At 72.9% G+C, this 17,841-nt stretch carries 15 protein-coding genes; 7 read left to right on the top strand and 8 right to left on the bottom strand.

What is annotated here, in order from left to right; all coding sequences use genetic code 11:
* Nucleotides 1–266 precede the first annotated feature (266 nt).
* The 5 genes from hpf to mtrA all read right to left on the bottom strand — a co-directional run bounded on the left by hpf (nt 267) and on the right by mtrA (nt 6,709).
* A complete protein-coding gene (hpf, locus tag ACA511_RS08060) occupies nt 267–965 on the bottom strand; it encodes a ribosome hibernation-promoting factor, HPF/YfiA family (RefSeq protein ID WP_375023419.1) in 699 nt (232 codons plus the stop codon).
* Nucleotides 966–1,719: 754 nt separating this feature from the next.
* Nucleotides 1,720–2,400: a ComF family protein gene (locus tag ACA511_RS08055; protein WP_375023418.1), complete on the bottom strand. Its 681-nt coding sequence runs from the start codon at nt 2,398–2,400 to the stop codon at nt 1,720–1,722.
* Between the two features lie 63 nt (nt 2,401–2,463).
* Nucleotides 2,464–4,260 (bottom strand): LpqB family beta-propeller domain-containing protein, encoded by a 1,797-nt coding sequence (locus ACA511_RS08050; protein WP_375023417.1) that lies wholly within the window; start codon nt 4,258–4,260, stop codon nt 2,464–2,466.
* On the bottom strand, nt 4,257–5,894 hold the full coding sequence (gene mtrB, locus ACA511_RS08045) for an MtrAB system histidine kinase MtrB (protein ID WP_375023416.1): 1,638 nt from the start codon (nt 5,892–5,894) through the stop codon (nt 4,257–4,259). The genes ACA511_RS08050 and mtrB overlap by 4 nt, the downstream gene beginning before the upstream one ends.
* 137 nt (nt 5,895–6,031) lie before the next feature.
* On the bottom strand, nt 6,032–6,709 hold the full coding sequence (gene mtrA / locus ACA511_RS08040; protein WP_021598338.1) for an MtrAB system response regulator MtrA: 678 nt from the start codon (nt 6,707–6,709) through the stop codon (nt 6,032–6,034).
* A gap of 251 nt (nt 6,710–6,960) precedes the next feature.
* Here mtrA and ACA511_RS08035 point away from each other — a divergent pair, with 251 nt between their 5' ends.
* Genes ACA511_RS08035 through ACA511_RS08015 form a run of 5 tightly spaced genes read left to right on the top strand, consistent with a single transcriptional unit; the run spans nt 6,961 to nt 12,206 of the window.
* Nucleotides 6,961–8,025: a hypothetical protein gene (locus tag ACA511_RS08035; protein ID WP_375023415.1), complete on the top strand. Its 1,065-nt coding sequence runs from the start codon at nt 6,961–6,963 to the stop codon at nt 8,023–8,025.
* Entirely contained in the window at nt 8,022–8,699 is a 678-nt protein-coding gene (locus ACA511_RS08030) for a DUF4129 domain-containing protein (protein ID WP_375023414.1), read from the top strand. Before ACA511_RS08035 ends, ACA511_RS08030 begins: the two co-directional genes overlap by 4 nt.
* A complete protein-coding gene (locus tag ACA511_RS08025) occupies nt 8,693–9,886 on the top strand; it encodes a DUF4350 domain-containing protein (RefSeq protein WP_375023413.1) in 1,194 nt (397 codons plus the stop codon). The genes ACA511_RS08030 and ACA511_RS08025 overlap by 7 nt, the downstream gene beginning before the upstream one ends.
* Nucleotides 9,887–9,945: 59 nt before the next feature.
* Nucleotides 9,946–10,914, top strand: coding sequence for an AAA family ATPase (locus ACA511_RS08020; RefSeq protein ID WP_375024709.1), 969 nt, complete (start codon nt 9,946–9,948; stop codon nt 10,912–10,914).
* The gene (locus ACA511_RS08015; protein WP_375023412.1) at nt 10,914–12,206 is read left to right on the top strand and encodes a DUF58 domain-containing protein; all 1,293 of its coding nucleotides are present in this window, start codon (nt 10,914–10,916) and stop codon (nt 12,204–12,206) included. Before ACA511_RS08020 ends, ACA511_RS08015 begins: the two co-directional genes overlap by 1 nt.
* Before the next feature lie 5 nt (nt 12,207–12,211).
* On the opposite strand, the gene ACA511_RS08010 is transcribed toward ACA511_RS08015, so the two are convergent.
* Nucleotides 12,212–13,207: a stage II sporulation protein M gene (locus ACA511_RS08010; protein WP_375023411.1), complete on the bottom strand. Its 996-nt coding sequence runs from the start codon at nt 13,205–13,207 to the stop codon at nt 12,212–12,214.
* 71 nt (nt 13,208–13,278) lie between these two features.
* Here ACA511_RS08010 and ACA511_RS08005 point away from each other — a divergent pair, with 71 nt between their 5' ends.
* Together ACA511_RS08005 and ACA511_RS08000 are read left to right on the top strand one after the other, a co-directional pair.
* Nucleotides 13,279–14,301, top strand: a complete 1,023-nt coding sequence (locus ACA511_RS08005) for an RDD family protein (protein ID WP_375023410.1) — start codon at nt 13,279–13,281, stop codon at nt 14,299–14,301.
* A 116-nt stretch (nt 14,302–14,417) separates the two neighbouring features.
* On the top strand, nt 14,418–15,827 hold the full coding sequence (locus ACA511_RS08000) for a cellulase family glycosylhydrolase (RefSeq protein ID WP_375023409.1): 1,410 nt from the start codon (nt 14,418–14,420) through the stop codon (nt 15,825–15,827).
* Between the two features lie 100 nt (nt 15,828–15,927).
* Here ACA511_RS08000 and ACA511_RS07995 read toward each other — a convergent pair whose 3' ends face one another.
* Together ACA511_RS07995 and ahcY are read right to left on the bottom strand one after the other, a co-directional pair.
* On the bottom strand, nt 15,928–16,506 hold the full coding sequence (locus tag ACA511_RS07995) for a hypothetical protein (RefSeq protein ID WP_375023408.1): 579 nt from the start codon (nt 16,504–16,506) through the stop codon (nt 15,928–15,930).
* Entirely contained in the window at nt 16,506–17,762 is a 1,257-nt protein-coding gene (gene ahcY, locus ACA511_RS07990; RefSeq protein WP_375023407.1) for an adenosylhomocysteinase, read from the bottom strand. The genes ACA511_RS07995 and ahcY overlap by 1 nt, the downstream gene beginning before the upstream one ends.
* Nucleotides 17,763–17,841: the final 79 nt, after the last annotated feature.

The following is a 17,841-nucleotide window of genomic DNA, read 5'->3' as shown; positions in this document are numbered from 1 at the left end:
CACTATTCAGCGATCTGGAACTACCGGAGGGTTGTCGTCCATCGGGTCGTCCTCGGGAACTTACGTGCTCCGGGGACGATCCCCGGGGATGTCGGACCGGGGTGTCTCCCGGTCGACCGCCGCGCGCCCCGGGAAATTCCCGGGACGCGCCGCGTCCGCGGATCGGCTGATGCGCCTTTTCAGATCATGACATGGTTCTAGCGGTGACGTGACGCGTCCGCCGCATCACCGAGCCCTGTCCCGGCGGCCCGCACCGGACAGAAGGCTCATTCTTCGACAAGCCTGATGACTCCGTAGTCCCAGCCTCTTCTCCGGTATACGACCGAGGGGTGCCCGGTGGCCTTGTCGCGGTAGAGGAAAAAGTCGTGGCCGACGAGTTCCATCTCGAAGAGGGCCTGCTCGATGCCCATCGGCTCGGCCCGGTGGAATTTCTCGCGGACGATCAGGGGGCCGTCGCCGTCCATGGGGATCGGGACGATGCCCTCTTCGGCGGTGACGGATTCGGGCGCGGTGTCCGCCCCGGCCTCGGTCCGGCCGGCGGAGGACTCCACGGGTTCGGTGACGGGTCCGGTGACGGGCTCGGGCAGCGTCTCGGGGAGGGTCTCCATCGTCGCGAGCTTGTCGCGGCCCTTGCCGTGGCTCTTGCCGTGGTTCTTGAGGCCGTGGCCCTTGCGCCGTTCGGAGTCGCGGCGCAGCCGCGACTCCAGCTTGTCGAGCGCGAGGTCGAGGGCGCCGTACCGGTCGTCGGCGGCGGCTTCGGCGCGGACCACGGGGCCGCGGGAGCGGATCGTCAGTTCCACCCGTTCGCGCTGGTCGGCCAGCCGGGGGTTGCGTTCCTCGGACACCTCCACATCCACCCGGATGACCTTCTGGTCAAGCCGTTCGATCTTGGCGAGCTTGTTGTCGACATGCCTGCGGAACCTGTCGTTGACCTCGGTGTGCCGGCCCCTCACGGTGATGTTCACGCGGGCCCCCCCTTCTCCCGGTTGCGCTTGTCGCCCAGCCCGGGACCCTGCCGGTCCCGGACGGGCACCACAGGACGGTGGGTCGCACCCGCCCGGCCGACCTGGTCTTCGTCCCCACATCCGCCTGCTGAGGGGCTCGCGGCGCTCTCGCCACTACTGCCCTTCTCCCGGTACGGGGGATGTCGGATCCCCCGATGGGGCAGGACTTACCTCTAAGGCGCACCGTGATCGGTCGACGAGAAGTCGCCTTACGTGGGCCGTTTCGCCTGCGCCTGGCATCGGCTAGCCGGATCGTCTGCCGTGCTCCTGACGAGCACTGCGATCCGACGCAACCACGGACCCGGGCGGGTGCCATGTCAGGAACGCTAACCCCTTACGCGACGAATGTCAGGAGGGTGGGCTGAGGAAAAACTCACGTACCGTCATCGGCGGCTGCCGCAGCGGGTTCCCCCGGCGCCTCCCGGACCCCCGGTCACCTGCCGTGAGCCCCGACGCGCCGGGCGTTCCCGCCGTTCTGCGCACGCGCAGGTCAGCCAGGACTGACCGCGGGGTGAGTTTGGAAAATCTCTACTCTCTCGATGACGAGATGTGACCTACATAACCCATGACACCCCCTCAAGACCAGACAAGCCGGACAGCGCCCGACTACATCGGGTAGCTAACTGCCGCCCGTCCGAAGAAAAGTGAAGAAAGTCACCATTGCCCGATTGCTCCTCCCCGGCTCACGGACACGGGCGCCGCGCCTCCCGGGGAGTCACCAGGGGCGGCGGCGCGGAGTCGCGGCGATGGTGGCCGCCGCGGTGACGTCCGCGCCTGCGGCGCGCAGCGCCCGCGCCGCCTCGGCGAGGGAGGCGCCCGTCGTGACCACGTCGTCCACCAGCACGACACGGCGACCGGCGACGCCGGCCCGCGCCTCGACGGCCCCGCGCAGGTTGGCGGCGCGCTGCACCGCCGTCAGCCCGGCCTGGTCGGCGACCCCGCCGCGCTGCCGCAGGGCGTCCAGCATGGTCAGCGGCGTACCGCCGGCCCGCAGCCGCCGCACCGCGACACCGGCCACGCCCTGCAACGGATCATGGCCGCGCCGCCGCACGGCCCGCCGCCCCGAGGGCACCCACACGACCACGGGCGGGTCGGGGCCCGGGGTCAGGGCGGCTCGGACGGCCGTGGCCAGGGCCTCGCCCAAGGGGACGGCGAGAGCCGTCCGGCCGCGTTCCTTGTAGGCGGCCAGGATCGCGCGCAGGGGCCCCTCGTAGGCGGCGACCGTCCACGGGGGAGGGAGACCGGCCGGCGCGGGCCTGGCGGGCCGTGCGGACGCGCGCAGGGGCCTCCCGCAGGCGTCGCAGAGCAGCACCGGCTCCCGCCCGCACCCCGCGCACCGCTCGGGCAGCAGCAGATCGATCAGGTCAGTGAAGAATGCCGTCCGGACGAATCCCATGCGCCCGACGATGCCGCGCCGCGCCCGGCGCCGTCCCGCGTTCCGCCGACTGTGGATAACCCGTCAGCGGGGGTAGCCGGGGTCCTTGGCGGGAGTGGGGCAGATCCAGGGGCTGTAGGAGTTGCTCGGGGAGCGCTGGCGGCAGACCTGGTCCTTGCCGGACGAGCGGGTGCCGATGAGGATCGCCGCGCCGGGGGCGGCGGCGATGGTGCGGGGCTCGCCGAGGGAGCCGACGCCCAGGGACGTGATGGCGCTGCCGCTGATCGGCATCAGGAACGGAAGGGTCTGCGAGTCGCGCTTGGCGCGGCCGAGGACGGCGAGGGTGCCGTAGTCGCGCCAGGCGAGGTCGACGGCGTCCTGGAGTTCGGAGCTCACCGGCAGGAAGGAGCCGACGTCCAGGGAGCCGTCGGGGTCGTAGGCGATGCGGCCGAGCTGCACTTGGGGGCGGCCGTCGATGCGGGCGATCACGGCGGCGCGGACGCCGTCGCGGGCGACGCGGAAGGCGAGCACCTCGCGGCCGCCGAGGCCCCAGTGGGCGGCGCGGACGGGGGCCTTGCCGGGGCGGCGCACCCACAGCCACGACTCGTCCTTCCTGCTCTCCACGACCCACAGGGTGCCGTCGCCGCTCCAGGACGGCGCGGTGAACCGGGCGCCCGCGTGCGCGGTGAGCAGGACGTGCAGAGGGGGCGAGCCGCTGACGGGGGCGGCGGCGAGCAGCTGCGTCCCGTCGGGGCTGAGGCCGGCGACCTCCTGGTAGCCGGGCGAGACCGCGGGGCGGGACAGGCGCCCGGCGGGGCCCGTCACGGTGGGCTGGGCGCGGTCGCCCTCCAGGGTGCCGAGGAAGCCGGACGGGCCGACGACGTAGGCGTTCTGGTGGACGCCCTCGTGCGACAGGCGGCCGTCGGGCGAGTTCTCCTCCCAGGCGTTCATGGGCTGGGTGGCGTCCATGCCGTCGGGGGCGACGGTCTCCCCGTCGATGCGCAGCCGCCACTGCTTGATCTCCGACAGCTGCCGCATCGTCCAGCTGAGCTGGGCCGACATGCGTCCGACGTCGCCGCCGCGGGCCTCCTTGGTGAGGTCGACGGTCGCGACCTCCTTGTCGATCTGGACGGTGCGGCGCAGCCGGGTGCCCTCGGGGAAGGCGCTGTCGACGGACCCGGTGAGCCAGGACGTCGGCCCGGCGAGCAGGGCCTGGACGAGCTGGGTCGGCAGCGACTGCCGGTTCGCGACCGGCAGGAAGATCCCGTTCGGGACGAGGGTGTGCCGGTCGGGCGCGAAGAAGAACAGGTTGACGGTGCGCATCGCGCGCTCGACGTCGTCCTTGGTGAGCAGCAGGCCGGACTTCTCGTCGCCGGGCAGACCGGTGATGCGCCAGACGCCCTGCGGCGTCCTGGCGAGCTGGAAGGCGGCGTCGAGGCTCTTCGGGGACGCGGTGTACTGGCCGTCCGCGGTGATGGTGCCGAGCTCCTCGCCGGTGATCCGGACGGTCGCCTGGTTCCCGGACGACTTGATCACGTGCGGGTCGGTGACGCGGCTCGCGAGGACGGTCACCGACGGGCGCAGCCCCGGGTTCCAGGACGTCTGCCCGCTCAGGTACATCTTGGCGACCTTGTGGCCGTCGTCGAAGCTGCCGGACGCGGCGAGGAACCCGGAGACGATCTCGGCGGGCCCCCAGTCGGGCCGCGGTTTGACCGGGATGAGCCGGACGTACGGGTCGTCGACGCGTTCGGCGCGTTCGGCGGGCCTGCCGCTGACGACCTGCCCGCCGCTCGGCACGGTGGCGCATCCGGCGCCGCCGAGGACGAGGACGGCCAGCGTCAGCAGGCCGGTGATCCGCCGGGTGCCGGGGCAGGCGCTCATTCGCCGGCCTCCAGTTCCGCGAACAGCGGGCGGGCGTCGCCGGCCCCCGGCGGGACGAGCGGCAGCGGCGAGCCGCGGAGCTCGGCGCCCGCGACACGGGGCAGCGACAGGCGGAACTGGGAGCCGGCGCCGGGTTCGCCCCATGCCTGCAGCCAGCCGCCGTGGAGCTGCGCGTCCTCGCGGGAGATCGACAGGCCGAGCCCGGTGCCGCCGGTGGTGCGGGCGCGGGCGGGGTCGGCGCGCCAGAAGCGGTCGAAGACCATCTGCCCCTCCCCGGGTTTCAGGCCGACCCCGTGGTCGCGGACGGCGACGGCGACGGCGTCGCGGTCGGCGGCGACGGAGATGACGATGTCCTCGCCCTCGCCGTGCTCGACGGCGTTGACGAGGAGGTTGCGCAGGATGCGCTCGACGCGGCGGCGGTCGACCTCGGCCATGCAGGGGTCGCCGGGCAGCTGCAGGACGACCTTGCTGCCCTTGCGCTCGGCGAGGCCCTGGATGTCGCCGACGACGCGCAGGACGAGGTCGCGCATGTCGAGGGACTCGGCGTCCAGCGTCGCGGCGCCCGCGTCGTGCCGGCTGATCTCCAGCAGGTCGGCGAGCAGCGACTCGAACCGCTCCAGCTGGCTCTGCAGCAGCTCGGCGGACCGTCCGACGGCGGGGTCGTCGAAGGTGTCGCGGTACTCGTAGAGCATGTCCGCGGCGATCCGGATGGTGGTCAGGGGCGTGCGCAGCTCGTGCGAGACGTCGGAGACGAACTGCCGCTGGACCTGCGACAGGTCCTCCAGCTCGCCGATCTTCTCCTGGAGGTTCGCGGCCATGTCGTTGAAGGAGCGGGCGAGCCGGGCCAGGTCGTCCTCGCCGCGGACCCGCATGCGCTCTTCGAGGCGTCCCGCGGCGAGCCGCTGCGCGCCCTGGGCGGCGAGCCGCACCGGTATGACGACCTGCCGCGTGACGAGCGAGGCGATGGCGGCCAAGAGCAGCACCAGGACGATGCCCACTCCGGCCAGGGAGCGGCTCACGTTGGTGAGGGTCTGCTGCTCCTGCGTCAGCGGGAACAGGTAGTACAGCTCGAACTGGCCGGTCCGGCCGCCGACGATGAGGCCGCGCTCGTCCGGCCTGCCCCCGAGGTAGGAGAGCCTGCCGTAGGTGTAGGCGCGCGAGCCCGCCGGCGCGCTCTTCAGCTCCTCGCGGAGCCGCTTGGGGACGCTCTCCGGGCGCAGTTCGTTGGTCGTGTACCCGTCGAAGTACTGCTCGTTGGTGTCGCGGATGTAGACCTCGTAGAGGCCGGACGGGCCGCTGCGCGACTTGAGGCGGTCGATCGTGGAGTTGAGCCTGCTGCCGTCCCCGGCGGAGTTGCCCAGGTCGCGCTGGACCTGCGCCAGGCCGTCGTCCAGCTGGAGGCGTGCCGCCTTGACCTTGCCGTCCATGAGCGCCGACGACATCTGCTGCATCAGGAACGCGCCGAGGATCGCCACCACGATCGCGGAGATGAACAGCGTGGACGTGACGACGCGGATCTGGATGGAGCGGCGCCAGCGCAGGTAGGCGGTGCCGACGACGCCGGCGAGGAAGCGGCGCAGCGCGCCCAGGCCGCGCCGGACGAACCGCCTGGCCCTCCTCAGGTCGGCCTTCATGGGGAGCCTGGGGGGCGGCGGTCGGGTCCGCACGGGCACTGGACGTTCATCGGCATGTCATGGGGACGAGGAACGGGACGGGCAGGGGGGACGGAGCGGCGAGGGGGGACGGGACGGGGAGGGGGGACGCGGCGGGTTCAGGCGGGCCCGGCCTTGTAGCCGACGCCGCGCACGGTGACGACGATCTCGGGCCGCTCGGGATCTTTCTCGATCTTGGCGCGGAGCCGCTGGACGTGCACGTTGACCAGCCGGGTGTCGGCCGCGTGCCGGTAGCCCCACACCTGCTCCAGCAGCACCTCGCGGGTGAAGACCTGGCGGGGCTTGCGGGCGAGCGCGACGAGGAGGTCGAACTCCAGCGGGGTCAGCGGGATGTGCCGGTCGCCGCGCTTGACCGAGTGCCCGGCGACGTCGATGGTGATGTCGCCGATCTGCAGGGTCTCGGGCGCGGGCTCGTCGGTGCGGCGGAGCCGGGCGCGCACGCGGGCCACCAGCTCCTTGGGCTTGAACGGCTTGACGATGTAGTCGTCGGCGCCCGACTCCAGGCCGAGGACGACGTCCACGGTGTCGCTCTTGGCGGTCAGCATCACGATCGGCACGCCGGACTCGGCGCGGATCTGCCGGCACACGTCGATGCCGTCGGCCCCCGGCAGCATCAGGTCGAGCAGCACGAGGTCGGGCCGGGTCTCCCGGAACGCCTCCAGCGCCTTGTCGCCGTCATGGACGAACGAGGGCTCGAAGCCCTCCCCGCGCAGCACGATGCCGAGCATCTCGGCGAGCGCGAGATCGTCGTCGACGACCAGTACACGTCCTCTCATGGCCCTCATCGTCACAAAGTCGGGGTTCGGTGGAGTGGGGTGCGTTGCTCCGGCGCCACCTTGCCAGGGAGAGATATACCTTGGCGTGCAAGGTTACCCGCGTTTGCGTCGTACATGGCTCCCCCGCATCGGCTGGGCGGCTCGGAATCGTAGAGGTGACTCCTGAAACTGGCGCAAGGTTGACATGTCGCCCGTGACAGGATGACCTGACCTCCGCTCACAGACCCAGGGAAAACCGCAGGGAGCCGAGAATGCCGGGACCGGACGGCTGGGACGACGACGACGCCGCCGACGTGGTGCGGGGCGTCCCGTTCCGTCCCATGTCCATCTCGGAGATGCTGGACGGCGCGATCGCCGGGATCCGCCGCCGGCCGCGCACCACGCTGGGCCTGGCGGTGGCGATCAGCACGGTGATCCAGGTGACCAGCTCGGTCGCCGCGTACTTCTTCATCGGCGACGAGGCCCGCGACGAGGTCACCCCGGACGTCCTGCTGGAGTCGCTCGGCGCGCAGGTCACGCTGACGGTGCTCGGGCTGGTGCTGTCGGCGTTCGGGATCCTGCTGATGGCGGGGCTGGTGGCGCCGATCCTGGGCCGCGAGCTGGTGGGGCTGCCGATGGCGCCCCGGCAGGCGTGGCGGGACGCGCGGCCGCGGCTCGGGCGGCTGGCCGGCGCCGCCGCGGCCGTCATGGGCGTGTCGCTGGGCGCGCTGGTCCTGCCGGTCCTGCCCTTCTTCGCGCTGATCGCCGTGGACGCGCATCCGGTCTTCGGCGTCCTCGCCGGGATCATCGGGTTCCCGGTCGGCATCGGCCTGATGGTGTGGCTGTACATCCTGTTCGTCCAGGCGGTCCCCGCCGTCGTCCTGGAGCGGCAGACGGTCGCGGGCGCGCTGCGCCGGGCCGTCACGCTCTCCAAGGGCCGCTGGTTCCGGACGTGCGGGACGCTCCTGCTGGCCATGCTCGTGACCGTGTTCATGGGCTTCTTCGCGCTCCGCATCCCGTTCCTGATCGTGCAGCTGATGTTCTTCGGCGACGCGTCCGGCAGCGGCGCGACGATGGGCGCGCTGGCGGTCGACACGCTCGGCCGGATCGTGAGCTGGTCGGTGGTGCTGCCGTTCGACGCGGGCGTGATCACCCTGCTCTACATGGACCGGCGGATGCGCCGCGAGGGCTTCGACCTCGACCTGCGCGTCCGGGGGCGGTCCGCCGCGGCGATCACCGGCGGCGGGGCCGGCCCGGACGCCCGCGACGACGGGTTCATCGACCTGTGGCGGACCGAGCCGGTGCCGGCACATCCGTGGACGGGAGCGAACCCGTGATCCTCGACCCGATCGGCCGCGACGAGGCCCGCGAGCTGGCCCGCCGCGAGCTGGAGAAGCAGATCTACCAGCGCGACAAGCCGTCCTGGCTGGAGCGCTGGTGGGGCGAGTTCACCGAGTGGCTGGCGCGGCTGTTCAGCCGGGCGCCGAACCCGGAGGCGCAGGGCAGCGGCGGCGGCTGGGCGTCCATCGCGATCATCGTCGTGATCGCGCTCATCGCGATCGCGCTGGTGGCGTGGCTGATGTGGGGCCGCCGCAACCCGCGCTCCCGCGCGGACGCGCTGCTGGACGACGAGCCGTCCACCGCCCTCGACCACCGGGACGCGGCGGAGCGGCACGCGGCGGCCGGGCAGTGGGCCGAGGCGATCCGCGAGCGGCTCCGCGCGATCGCCCGCGACCTGGAGGAGCGGGCGGTGCTGTCGGCGCGGCCGGGACGCACCGCGGACGAGCTGGCGGCCGAGGCGGGCGAGGCCGTGCCGGAGCTGGCCGACGAGCTGGCGGCGGGCGTGCGGGTCTTCGACGACGTCTGGTACGGCGACCGGCCGGGAACCGCCGAGGGGTACGCGCGGATGAGGGATCTGGACGAGCGGCTGCGGGCGACGAAGCCGAAGCCGCTGGAGAGCGACGACCTCAGCCTGGCCGGGGCCGGCGAGGAAGGGGGCCCGCGGTGGTGACCCAGGCCCCGCCCCAGGCCGGGCCCGCGGAGCCGTCCGCGCGGCAGGTCGCGGGCCGCCGCTGGCGGTCGGCGCGCGGCGTGGTCGCCGTGCTGCTCGCGATGCTCGTGATCGCGGTGATCCTGGCGGCGCTGCGCCCCTCGACGCCGGCGGACGCGCTCGACCCCGGGTCCGCGAAGCCGGACGGCGCGCGGGCGCTCGCGGAGATCCTGGGGCAGCACGGCTCGCCCGTGACCATCACCCGGAACACGCAGGACGCCCTCGTCCTGGCCGACCCCCGCGGCGCCGTCGTGGTGACGCGCACCGAGCGGCTCACCGAGGACGACCTGCGGATGCTGGGCGGCACGCAGGTGAACCTGCTCCTCGTCCGGCCGACGGCGGCCGCGCTGGACGTGCTCGCCCCGCAGGTGCGGCGCAGCGGCCCGACCTTCGAGGAGACCGCCGCGCCCGGCTGCGCGCTGCCGGTCGCGTCCCTCGCCGGGACGGCCGCGTTCCACGAGTCGGAGACCTACGAGGTCACCGGCCAGGGCACCGCGTGCTACAAGACCGAGTACGGCGGCGCCAGGGTCGTCCAGGTGCGGAACGGTTCGAGCACGATCACCGTCCTCGGGTCGGCGGCGCCGCTGACGAACCGGCGGCTCGCCGAGGAGGGCAACGCCGCGCTCGCCATGAACCTGGCGGGGCCCGGCGCCTCGACGGTGTGGCTCGTCCCGGACCTGCCGGAGGCGGGCGAGGGCGCCGGGCAGCAGTCGCTCGGCGACCTGCTGCCGTTCGGCGTCAAGCTGTTCTTCCTCGAACTGCTCGTCGCGGTGCTGCTGGTGGCGCTGTGGCGGGCCCGCCGCCTCGGCCCGGTCGTGGCGGAGGCGCTGCCCGTCGTCGTCCGGTCCGCCGAGACGGTCGAGGGCCGCGCCCGCCTCTACCGGGCCGGGCACGCCCGCGACCGCGCCTCGGACGCGCTGCGCTCGGGCGCCCGCGAACGGCTCGTCCCCCTCCTCGGGCTGCCCCGCAGCAGCGCGCAGGACTTCTCCGCCGCGCAGGAGATCGTCACGGCGGTCGCCCGTCGCACCCCGTACGACGAGGCGTACGTCGGGGCGGCCCTGTACGGTCCTGAACCCTTGGACGACGCCGGGCTCATCGCCCTCACGGACGTCCTCGACGACCTGGAAAGGCAGGTACGGCAGTCTTGAACACCCCTGTAGAGCTCGGGAAGGACGACGTGCCCGGCGGCGGCGCTGGGCCCGGGGCGCTGTCCGAAGAGGCCCGGCGGCAGGCCGAGACGGCCCGCGCGGCGCTGACGGCGCTGCGCGGCGAGGTCGCCAAGACGGTCGTCGGTCAGGACTCCGTGGTGACCGGTCTCGTCATCGCGTTGCTGTGCCGCGGCCATGTGCTGCTGGAAGGCGTCCCCGGCACGGCCAAGACGCTGCTCATCAAGACGCTGTCGCGGGCACTCGACCTCGATTTCAAGCGCGTCCAGTTCACCCCCGACCTGATGCCCGGTGACGTGACCGGCTCGCTCGTGTACGACAACCGGACGTCGGAGTTCGAGTTCCGCCAGGGTCCGGTCTTCACCAACCTCCTCCTGGCGGACGAGATCAACCGGACGCCGCCGAAGACGCAGGCGTCCCTCCTGGAGGCCATGGAGGAGCGCCAGGTCTCGGTGGAGGGCTCCGCGCGCCCCCTGCCCGACCCGTTCGTGGTGTGCGCCACGCAGAACCCGATCGAGTACGAGGGCACCTACCCCCTGCCCGAGGCCCAGCTCGACCGGTTCCTCGTCAAGCTGACCGTGCCCGTCCCCACGCGGGACGAGGAGATCTCCATGCTCCAGCGGCACGCGGCCGGGTTCGACCCGCGCGACCTGTCGGACGTGAAGCCGGTCGCGGGCGCGGGCGAACTGGCCGCGGGCCAGGCCGCCGTCAGGGGCGTCCACCTCGACCCCAAGGTCGCCGCCTACGTCGTGGACCTGTGCCGGGCGACCCGCCAGTCCCCGTCCCTCCAGCTCGGCGTGTCGCCGCGCGGCGCGACGGCGTTGCTGGCGACGTCCCGCGCGTGGGCGTGGCTGTCGGGCCGCGACTACGTGACGCCGGACGACGTGAAGGCGCTGGCCAGGCCGACGCTGCGGCACCGCGTCCAGCTGCGTCCCGAGGCGGAGCTGGAGGGCGCGACCGCCGACGGCGTGCTGGAGGGCATCCTCGCCCACGTCCCCGCACCGCGCTGATGGCGCTGACCGGGCGCCTGGGGCTGCTGGCCCTGCTCGGCGCGCTCGTCCCGCTGTTCGCGCCGAGCTGGTGGGCGATGCTCGCGGTCTGGGGCGTCCTGCTGCTCGGCGTCGTGGCCGACCTCGTCCTCGCCGGGAACGTGCGCGCGCTGCGGTTCCACCGCGCGGGCGACACCACCGTGCGCCTCGGCGAGACGGCCCGGGTGTCGCTGATCGTGGAGAACCAGGGCCGGCGGCGCCTCAAGGCCCGCCTGCGGGACGTGTGGCCGCCCAGCGCGGGCGCCGCCCCCCGCACGGTCGAGGTGGACGTGCCCGCCGGTGAGCGCCGCCGCGTCGAGATGACGCTGACGCCGACGCGGCGCGGCGACCGGAAGGCCGTCACGGTCGTCGTCCGGTCGGTGGGGCCGCTGGGGCTGGCGGCGCGGCAGCTGTCCCGGGCCGCGCCCTGGACGGTGCGGGCGCTGCCCGCCTTCCCGTCCCGCCGCCACCTGCCGGCGAAGCTGGCGCGGCTGCGGGAGCTGACCGGCGCGCACGTCGCGCTGATCCGCGGGCAGGGCACCGAGTTCGACTCGCTGCGCGAGTACGTGGACGGCGACGACGTCCGGTCCATCGACTGGCGGGCCACCGCGCGGCGCGGCGACGTCGTCGTCCGCACGTGGCGGCCCGAGCGCGACCGGCGCATCTACCTGGTGCTCGACACCGGCCGCACGTCCGCCGGCCGCGTCGGCGACATCCCCCGGCTGGACTGCTCGATGGACGCGGCGCTGCTGCTCGGCGCGCTCGCGTCCCGCGCCGGCGACCGGGTCGACCTGCTCGCCTACGACCGGCGCGTCCGCGCCCGCGTGGAGGGCGCGTCCCGGACGGACCTGCTGCCCGCGATGGTGCACGCCATGGCGCCGCTGGAGCCGGAGCTCCTCGAATGCGACGCCGCCGGGATGGTGTCGACGCTGATGGCGCGCGTCCGCCAGCGGTGCCTGGTGGTGCTGCTGACCGAGCTGAACACGGCCGCGATCGAGGAGGGGCTGCTGCCGCTGCTGCCGCAGCTCACCGCCCGGCACCTGGTGATGATCGCCGCCGTGTCGGACCCGCGGGTCGGCGAGATGGCGGCCGCGCGCGGCGACCTCGCGGCCGTGTACGACGCGGCCGCCGCCGAACGGGCCCGCGCCGAGCGCCGCCGCCTCACCGCCGAGTTGCGCGGCCACGGCGTCGAGGTCGTGGACGCCCCGCCGGACGAGATCGCCCCCGCCCTCGCCGACGCCTACCTCGCGCTCAAGGCGGCGGGCCGGCTCTGAGCGGGTCAGCCGGCGACGGGGGCCAGGTCGGGGCGCAGTTCGGCGTCGCCGGTCTCGCCCTGGCGGGTCGCGCGGCGGCCGAGGACGATCACGTAGCTGAGGAACGCGACCTCCGCGACGACGCCGATCGCGATGCGCAGCCACGTGACGTGCACCCAGCCGGTCACGAAGCCCTCGATCAGACCGGACACGAGCAGCACCGCGATCAGCCCGATGGCGATGCTGACGGCGGCGCGCCCCTCTTCGGCGAGGGCCTGGCCGCGGCGGCGCGGGCCGGGGTCGATGATCGTCCAGCCGAGCTTCAGGCCGCCCGCGACGGCCAGGTACACGGCGGTGAGCTCCAGCAGGCCGTGCGGCAGGATCAGCCCGAAGAACACGTCGCCCTTGCCGTTGGCGAACATCAGCCCGGCCGTCAGGCCGAGGTTGACCTGGTTCATCAGCAGGACGTACACGGTCGGGATGCCGAGCAGGATTCCGAACATCAGCGCGATCGCCGACACCCACGCGTTGTTCACCCAGACCTGGAACGCGAACGACGCCGCCGAATGCTCGGTGTAGTAGTTCGCGAAGTCGTGGTCGACCAGCTCGCGGATCTCGTCCGGCGTCGCGATGCTCGCCTGCACCTCCGGGCTGTGGACGACCCAGATCGCCAGGGCGAGGGCGAGCAGGTTGCCGAGGACGGCGTTGCCCAGCCACCACCACTTCATCCGGTACGCGGCCGCCGGGAACGACACCGTCGCGAAGCGGGTGACGTCCCGCCAGAGCGGCGCCTGGGCCCCGGCCACCGTGGCCCTGCCGCGCGCCACGAGCGACGACAGCCGGCCCACCAGCTGGGGGTCGGGCGAACTGGAGCGGACGACGGACAGGTGCGTGGTGGTCCGCTGGTACAGCTCGACCAGTTCGTCCGCTTCGGCGCCGCTCAGCCTGCGCCTGCGGTTGATGAGCTGCTCCAGGCGCCGCCACTCGGCGTTGTGCGCGGCCACATAGGCGTCGACGTCCACCCGGCGAGACTAACGTGTCGGCTTACCGGACCGGCAAAATGGACTTACCCCCGGCACAGGAGGAGCAGGACATGGCCGAACTCGTCACCGGCGAGGCCGTCGCGCTCGACATCCGCGTCGCGCGGCTGGCCAGCCGTGGCTGCGCCTTCCTGCTCGACCTGATCTTCCAGGGCGTGGCGCTCTACATCGTCCTCTACCTCACCGCGATGACCTCGCTCGTCGCGGACGAGGCGTGGACGGTCGGGCTGTCGCTGCTCGCCATGGTCGCCGTCCTCGTCGGCTACCCGTGCCTGTTCGAGACGCTGCTGCGCGGCCGGACGCTCGGCAAGATGGCCGTCGGGCTGCGCGTCGTCGGCGACGACGGCGGGCCGGTCCGGTTCCGGCAGGCCCTCGTGCGGGCGCTGGCCGGGTTCATCGAGTTCTGGACGTTCTACGGCTCCCCCGCGCTGATCACCTCGTTCTGCAACCGGCGCGGCAAGCGGCTCGGCGACCTGTTCGCCGGGACGATCGTCATCCAGGAGCGCGCCCCGGCGTCGGCGCTGTTCGGCCCGGTCGCGGTGATGCCGCCGCAGCTCGCCTGGTGGGCCCGGACGCTGGAGATCTCGATGCTGTCGGACGAGCTGGCGATGACGGCCCGGCAGTACCTGTCGCGGTTCTGGGAGCTGCTGCCCGAGGTGCGCGACTCGCTGGGCGTGCGGATCGCCGCGCAGGTCGTCGAGGTGATCAGCCCGCCCCCGCCGCCGGGGGTGCGGCCGGAGATCCTGCTGTCGGCGGTGCTCGCCGAGCGCCGGCACCGCGAGGAGGTGCGGCTCGCGGAGCGCTGGGCGCGGCGGATGCGGCGACTGGGCCTGCCCGCGTGGGGCCCGCCCGGCTCGGCACCGGCGCCGGTTCCGGCGATGGCGATGGCCGGGCCGCCCGCGGCCGCCGGCCCCGTCCGGCCGGGCCCGCCGCCTCCGCCGCGGTTCAGCGCCCCCGCGCCGGGCCAGCCGCAGTTCCTCCCGCCTCCCAACTACGGCGCGGGGCCGTACCAGAACGTCCTGAACACACCCCCTCCCCCACCCCCGCAACAGCCCCCGTACCCGCCTGGCCGCTGACGCGGACCGTTGGCAATCACGGACGTGGTCCGGCGCGTTCGTTGTGAACTTCTGTGGCTTCCCGGGGCTTCACGCTGCTTCTAATGTCCGAAGAAGTTTCGGGTTTTGGAGGCGGGATGCGCGTCCGTACTGCCCTCGGCCGGGTCGCTCTGGCGGCGCTCACCGTGGCCCCCGCGTTGGTCGTGGTGTCCCCGGCGCACGCCGATCCCGCGCCGCTCCCCGCCATCACCGACGACCAGGGCCGGACGCTCGTCTTGCACGGGCTCAACACGGCCGGCAGCGCCAAGGGGCCGGACGGGCTTCCCTGGGTCAGCCGGGACGACATCGTCCGCGAGGCCCGCGACCTTGGCACGAACTCCGTGCGATACCTGATCCAGTGGAAGAACGTCGAACCTGCGGCCGGTCAGTACGACGACGCATATCTGGACGACGTCGCCGAACGCGTGGCCTGGTACCGCGAACAGGGGATGCACGTCATCCTCGACATGCATCAGGACATCTACGGCCCGGCCGCCTGTGAGGGCTCGGGCAACGGCGCCCCGGCGTGGGCGACCTTCACCGACGGGCTGCCCTGCACCCCGCAGGACCCCTGGGTGCTCACCTATCTGCAACCGGCCGTCCTGCGCGCCTACGACAACTTCTGGAACAACACCGGCAAGCATCCGGAACTGATGCAGCACTACACCGCGATGTGGAAGCACGTCGCGAAGCGCTTCGCGGACGACCCCGCCGTCCTGGGCTACGACCTCATGAACGAGCCGTTCGGCGGGACGAGGCAGTTCGGCTTCTTCGAAGGGCCCATCCTGACGCCGTTCTACCAGGGGATCGTCAACGCGATCCGCGAGGTGGACGGCGACAACTGGGTGTTCGTCGAGCCGCAGGCCCTCGGACCCAACGAAGGGGCGGAGACGTCGCTCGGAACGGTTCGCGACCCACGTCCGGGTACGCCGCGCATCGTTCTGGCGCCGCACTTCTATCCCGGTGGGGTCGACCTGGGCGGCTCCTACGACGGAGTGGCGAAGCTGCTCGTCCAGGCGCAGTTCGCGCTCTGGAAGCGGAACATGCCCGCCGCCGCGCGCCGCCTCAACACCCCGATGTGGCTCGGCGAGGTCGGCGGCATGGGGCAGGGCGCCCCGGGCGCGGCCGACTTCACCGGCGACTGGCTCTCCATGGCGGACGAGCTGGGCATCGGCTGGGCGTACTGGTCGAACGACCGGGGCTCGGGCGGCGTCGTCGACGGGGACGGCAGGCCGACCCTCTTCACCGAACTGCTGGCCCGCCCCTATCCGCGCGCCGTCGCGGGCACCCTCGCCAAGGTCGCCTACGCCTCGGACACCCTCACCGTCACCTGGCGCAACAAGGCCGGCGTGACCGGACCCACGGAGATATGGTTCCCGGCCACCCCCAAGGTCACGTCCACCGACCCCGACGGAACGTGGCGGACGCACTGGGACGCCTCCCGCCACGTCCTCTCGGTGTGGGCCGACCCCGGCACGGCGTCCCACACCGTCACAGTCGGGCCTTAGCCGGGCAGGGAGCGGAGCTTCTCGCCCGCGCCAGGGTGCGGGCCCTTGAGGTTGCGGACGCACGCCTCGTTCACGCCGCGGACGTCGGTGACGGCCCGTGTCAGGCGCGGAGGTTGGGCGGGGACTCCAGCTCGGTCAGCTCGACCCCCGGGGCGGCCAGGAGGACGTCGCCGGACACGTGGAGCGTCTCGATCTCGCCCGTGGCCAGGTCGGTGACCGCGTACTCCGAGACGGGCAGCGGCTCGGTCTCCGTCTCGTAGGCGGACGTCCCGGTATGGCGCCAGCGCCACATGGTCGTCAACGCCGAAAGGGACGTCCCGCTCACCTGGACGAGGCGGACGTCGGTCTGCGCTCCCCGGTCCAGCTTCAGCGAATGCGCGATCGCCACCAGAAACCCCGGCGAATCGGTCACGAATCCGGCTGCGCGCTCGCCGTGCTCGGTGCCGGTCTCCCCGGCCCCGCGCACCCACGCCAGTTCGGGTCCGGTCAGGCCGCCGCGCAGCCACCAGCCGGGCGTGACGAGTTCGACGCGGATCTGCCGCCACCGCGCGTCCACGACGAGGTCGACGCGGACGCCGTCGTCCCGCCGGGACGTGTAGCGCCAGCCGCCGGGGCCGGGCGCGCACTGGAAGCGCTCCGCGAACCCCTCCGCAAGGTGCAGGTACGTCCCGGCGGGCATCAGGAGCCGATGCGCCAGGAGTGGAGGTAGTCCTCCTGGTCCGGGGTCAGCAGATCGATGGAGATGGACATCGACGCCAGCTTGAGGCGCGCCACCTCCGTGTCGATGTCCTTCGGCACCTCGTGGACGGCCGGGGACAGCGTCGCGTGCGACTTCGCGAGCCACGCGCACGTCAGGGCCTGGTCGGCGAAGGACATGTCCATCACGGCGGCAGGATGGCCCTCAGCGGCGGCCAGGTTCACCAAGCGGCCCTCGGCGAGCAGGACGAGACGTCGTCCGTCGGACAGCACGTACTCATCCGTCTGGGGCCGGACCCCCCGATGGACCTCGACCGCCATGTCGCTGAGCGCCCGCACGTCGATCTCGACGTCGAAGTGGCCCGAGTTCGCGAGGATGGCGCCGTCCTTCATCACGGCGAGGTGGGCGCCGTTCACGACGTCGCGGTTACCGGTGACGGTGATGAACACGTCGCCGTCCACGGCGGCCTCGGCCATGGGCAGGACGGAGAAACCCTGCAACGCCGCGTCCAGCGCCTTCACGGGGTCGATCTCAGTGACGACCACACGGGCGCCCAGCCCCCGTGCCCGCTCGGCCAGGCCGCGCCCGCAGTATCCGAAGCCCGCGATGACGATGGTCTTGCCCGCCAGCAGCGTGTTCGTCGCGCGCACGATTCCGTCCAGCGTCGACTGGCCGGTCCCATAGCGGTTGTCGAACATGTGCTTCGTGTCGGTGTCGTTGACCGCGACCATGGGGAACCTCAGCGCGCCCTCCAGCGCCATCTGGTGCAGCCGGATGACACCGGTCGTCGTCTGCTCGCACCCCGCCTTGACGGTGCCGAGCAGGTCCGTGCGCTCGACGTGGAGCGTGTTGACCAGATCGCAGCCGTCGTCCAGCACGAGGTCGGGCCCGGTCTCCAGAACCTTGTCGATGTGGACGTAGTACCCCTCGCGGTCGATGCCCGCGCGCGCGAAGACCTCGGCCCCGTACTCGTGGACGAGCGCCGCGGCGGTGTCGTCCTGCGTGGAGAGCGGATTGGACGCCGCCAGCGCGACACTGGCGCCGCCCGCCTGGAGCGTGCGGATGAGCCCGGCGGTCTCGGTCGTGACGTGCATGCACGCCGCGATCTTGAGCCCCTCCAGCGGCCGCTCCTCGGCGAACCGCTCCCGGATCTGCCGCAGCACGGGCATGCTCCGGTCGGCCCACCCGATCCGCTTCACGCCCTCGTAGGCCAGCGAACCGTCCGCGATATCGCTCATCTGCTCCCTCATGCGCAACTACACCAGCCACCGCCGACCCCGAGCGCCGCGATCGCGTCCGAAGGCGGGATCGAGCCCG

Source organism: Actinomadura sp. GTD37 (assembly GCF_041951365.1).
Lineage (GTDB): Bacteria > Actinomycetota > Actinomycetes > Streptosporangiales > Streptosporangiaceae > Spirillospora.
Note: the sequence above shows the minus strand (reverse complement) of the source record. Positions and strands in the feature narration are given on the sequence as shown.